This is a genomic window from Dietzia sp. DQ11-38-2 (assembly GCF_014145055.1).
In the GTDB taxonomy this organism is placed as follows: domain Bacteria; phylum Actinomycetota; class Actinomycetes; order Mycobacteriales; family Mycobacteriaceae; genus Dietzia.
This window is the reverse complement of sequence record NZ_JAALDW010000125.1, coordinates 1-3,926: the sequence shown is the minus strand read 5'-3', so window position 1 is coordinate 3,926 and position 3,926 is coordinate 1. Positions and strand designations below refer to the sequence as shown.

The window sequence follows — 3,926 nt, the reverse complement described above, 5'->3', positions numbered from 1 at the left end:
GGTGGCCACCGCTCTCGCCGACGCCGGGTGGACCGTGTACGTCACGGGGCGCTCGGCCGAGCGACTGCAGGCCACGGTCGACGCCGCGGCCGGCGCCTCCGGCCGGGTGCTCCCCCTCGAGTGCGATCACGCCCGCGACGAGCAGATCGCCGCCGTCATCGCCCGGATCGTCGCCGACACCGGACGACTCGACCTGCTGGTCAACAACGTCTGGACCAACCCCAAGGGCTTCATGGGGTTCAACGGGAGGTTCTGGGAACGGCCCGCCGGCGACTGGGACGCGCTCATGGGCGTGGGGCTGCGCGCGCACTATGTCGCGTGCTGCGAGGCCGCCGCGGTGATGGTCCCGCAGGGTTCCGGTCTGATGGTCAACATCTCCTCGTTCGGGTCGCGCGCTCCGTTCCACACCGTCCTCTACGGGATGAGCAAGACCGCCCTGGACAAGATGGCCGCCGACATGGCCCACGAGCTCGCCGGCACCGGGGTGTCCACCCTGTCCCTGTGGCTCGGGCTCATCCGTACCGAGCTCATCCTGTCGCTGGGGATGGACGACTTCAACGGCTTCCCCCTCGACCGCGCCGAGGACCCGACCTTCGTGGGCCGCGTGATCGCGGCCCTCACCGAGGACCCGTCGCTCCCCCGGCTGAGCGGGTCCACGATCATCACCGCCGAGTACGGTCGCGAGAAGGGGCTGAGGAACGACGACGGCGGCGTGCCGCTGTCGCACCGGGGTGCCTTCGGCGGGGGTCCGCTCTTCCCACCCGTGACGGACGAGCAGCTGGGGATCGCGACGGTCGACGAAGTGGCCGAGGCCGGCGGGCACAACGGATTCGTGGGGAGCGGACGGTGACGTTCCAGCCGATCGGCGAATCCGACGACCCCCTGGAGCGCCTCGAGCGCAACGAGCGCCAGGCCACCGACGCCATCCGCTACGTCCTGCTCTCCGCCTCGGCCGTCGTCCTCCTGGCGGTCGCCCTCGTCGCATTCGGCGGAGGCATCGGCGAGGAGTGCACGGAACCCGGGGGCACGTGCCTGACACAGGACCGCGTCGAGGTGGTGCTTCTGCCCCTGCTCCTGTCGGTGGGCCTGTCCGTGACGGCGGGTGTCAAGACCTACCGGCGGTGGAAGCAGCACATCAGGTGGCGTCCGTGGCTCTTCGCCAGCTACGCGATGTGGATGGTCACCACCACCTACCTCATCGGCTCGTCCTCGGCGGTGTTCGTCCAGGTCGGCTGATTCGTCATCCCACCTACCCCGACTTGCGCGGCTCCTCTGTACGCACTCGGGCGGAGTGCGCGCCCGGACGGGACCATTCCGGGCGCGCAAGCCCACAGCACGCCGGCGCGACCCCCGTCAGGGCACGATGTTGACCATCTTGCCCGGCACCACGATGACCTTCTTCGGGGTCGCCCCGTCGAGGTTCGCCTGCACCTTCTCGTCGGCCAGGGCCGCGGCCTCGACCTCGGCCGGTGAGGCGTCCGCGGGCACGGTGATGCGCGAGCGCACCTTGCCCTTGATCTGCACCGGGTATTCCACCGACTCCTCGACCAGATAGGACTCGTCGTGCTCGGGGAACGGACCGTGGGCCAGCGACCCGGTGTGTCCCAGCCGGGACCACAGCTCCTCGGCGAGGTGCGGGGCGACGGGCGCCACCATGAGCACCAGCGGTTCGACGACCGACCGCGGTGCCCCCGGCCCCTCCGTCGGGTAGCTCTTGGTCAGGAGGTTGACGTACTCGATGAGCTTGGCGATCGCGGTGTTGTCCCGTAGACCGGCGTAGTCGTCCCGGACCCCGGCGATGGCCTTGTGCAGCGCCTTGAGCACGTCCTGCGACGGCTCGTCCTCGGTCACGCGGGCCCGCCCGGTGGACTCGTCGATCACCACGCGCCACAGTCGCTGCAGGAAGCGGTGCGCCCCCACGACGTCCTTCGTGGCCCAGGGCCGGGAGGTGTCGAGCGGTCCCATGGACATCTCGTACACGCGCAGGGTGTCGGCGCCGTACTCGTCACAGATCTCGTCGGGGGAGACGGAGTTCTTGAGCGACTTGCCCATCTTCCCGTACTCCTGGAAGACCTCGGGGGCATCCGGAGAGTCATCCAGGTAGAACTTCCCGTCCCGCTCCACTACATCTGCAGCGGGTACGTAGACGCCGCGCGAGTCGGTGTAGGCGAACGCCTGGATGTACCCCTGGTTGAACAGCCTGCGGTACGGTTCCTCGCTGGTCACGTGCCCCAGGTCGAACAGCACCTTGTGCCAGAAGCGCGAGTACAGCAGGTGCAGCACCGCGTGCTCGACTCCACCGACGTAGAGGTCCACTCCCCCGGGATCACCCTCGCCGTGGATCTCGGGCCGCGGTCCGGTCCAGTAGCGCTCGTTCTCCAGCGCGCAGAGCTCGTCGGAGTTGGTGGGATCGATGTAGCGCAGTTGGTACCAGCTGGAGCCGGCCCAGTTGGGCATGACGTTGGCGTCGCGGGTGTAGGTCTGCACGCCGTCGCCGAGGTCGAGCTCGACGGTCATCCACTCGGTGGCCTTGGCCAGCGGCGGGGACGGCATCGAGTCCGCGTCGTCGGGGTCGAACGAGACGGGCTTGTAGTCCTCGACCTCGGGCAGCTCGACGGGGAGCATCTCGTCCGGCAGCGGGTGCGGGACACCCTCGGCGTCGTAGACCACGGGGAACGGCTCGCCCCAGTAGCGCTGGCGGGCGAACAGCCAGTCGCGCAGCTTGTACTGGACGGTGCCCTCACCGGTGCCCTCGCCCTCGAGCCAGGCGATGGTCGCGGCCTTGGCCTCGTCGACGCCGAGTCCGTCGAGAGAGAGCCCGAGCTCGTTGGTGGAGTTCACGGCCACGCCGTCACCCGCGTACGCCTCGGTCGCCACGTCGAGCTCGCTCCCGTCGGCCGGGGCGACCACCTGGACGATCGGCAGACCGAAGGCCGTGGCGAACTCGTGGTCGCGGGAGTCGTGGGCGGGCACCGCCATGATCGCCCCGGTCCCGTAGCCCATGAGCACGTAGTCCGCCACGAACACCGGGACCTGCTGCCCGTTGACCGGGTTGACGGCGTAGGCGCCGGTGAAGACGCCGGTCTTGTCCTTGTTCTCCTGGCGCTCCAGATCGGACTTGGTCGCGGCCCGGCGGCGGTACTCCTGCACGGCCTCGGCCGGCGAGGAGTGCCCACCGGTCCACCGCTCGTCGATTCCACCCGGGCCCGCGTCGCCGGCCGCGCCGACAGCACCCTGGGTGTCCGGCCAGAACGGCCCGGCCAGCTCGTCGACCAGTGGGTGCTCGGGCGAGAGCACCATGTAGGTGGCACCGAAGAGGGTGTCGGGGCGGGTGGTGAAGACCTCGATGGACCTGTCGGCCACCGCGAATCGCACGCGGGCGCCCTGCGAGCGGCCGATCCAGTTGCGCTGCATGGACTTGACCTTGTCGGTCCAGTCCAGACGGTCCAGGTCGTCGACCAGCCGGTCGGCGTAGGCGGTGATCCGCATCATCCACTGGGACAGGTTCTTGCGGAACACCGGGAAGTTGCCACGCTCGGAGCGGCCCTCGGCGGTGACCTCCTCGTTGGCCAGCACGGTTCCCAGCCCGGGACACCAGTTGACCTGGGAGTCGGACAGGTACACCAACCGGTGCGCGTCGAGCACCTTCTCCTGCTCGGCGGCGGTGAGGTCGGTCCAGGCGCGGCCGGCGAACCCCTCGGGCAGCGGCCGCGCACCGGAGACGAACTGTTCGCGCAGCTCGGCGATCGGCCGGGCGCGGCCGGTGCGGGTGGGATGCGCGCCACCATCTGTGGTGCGGGCGGGGGCCTCCGGGTCATACCAGGCGCCGTGGATCTGCAGGAAGATCCACTGCGTCCAGCGGTAGAACTCGGTGTCGGTGGTGGCCACCACGCGCCTGCGGTCGTGGCCCAGACCAAGCCGCCCGA

The 3,926-nt window shown here is 69.9% G+C and carries 3 protein-coding genes; 2 read left to right on the top strand and 1 reads right to left on the bottom strand.

Features of this window, described 5'->3' with window-relative positions:
- Nucleotide 1: 1 nt before the first annotated feature.
- Entirely contained in the window at nt 2–850 is an 849-nt protein-coding gene (locus G6026_RS04880; protein ID WP_182612395.1) for an SDR family NAD(P)-dependent oxidoreductase, read from the top strand.
- Nucleotides 847–1,236, top strand: a complete 390-nt coding sequence (locus tag G6026_RS04875; protein ID WP_107757848.1) for a hypothetical protein — start codon at nt 847–849, stop codon at nt 1,234–1,236. Before G6026_RS04880 ends, G6026_RS04875 begins: the two co-directional genes overlap by 4 nt.
- Nucleotides 1,237–1,353: 117 nt before the next feature.
- Here the strand turns inward: G6026_RS04875 and G6026_RS04870 are convergent.
- On the bottom strand, nt 1,354–3,926 hold a 2,573-nt coding region (locus tag G6026_RS04870), incomplete at its 5' end, for a class I tRNA ligase family protein (RefSeq protein WP_182612394.1).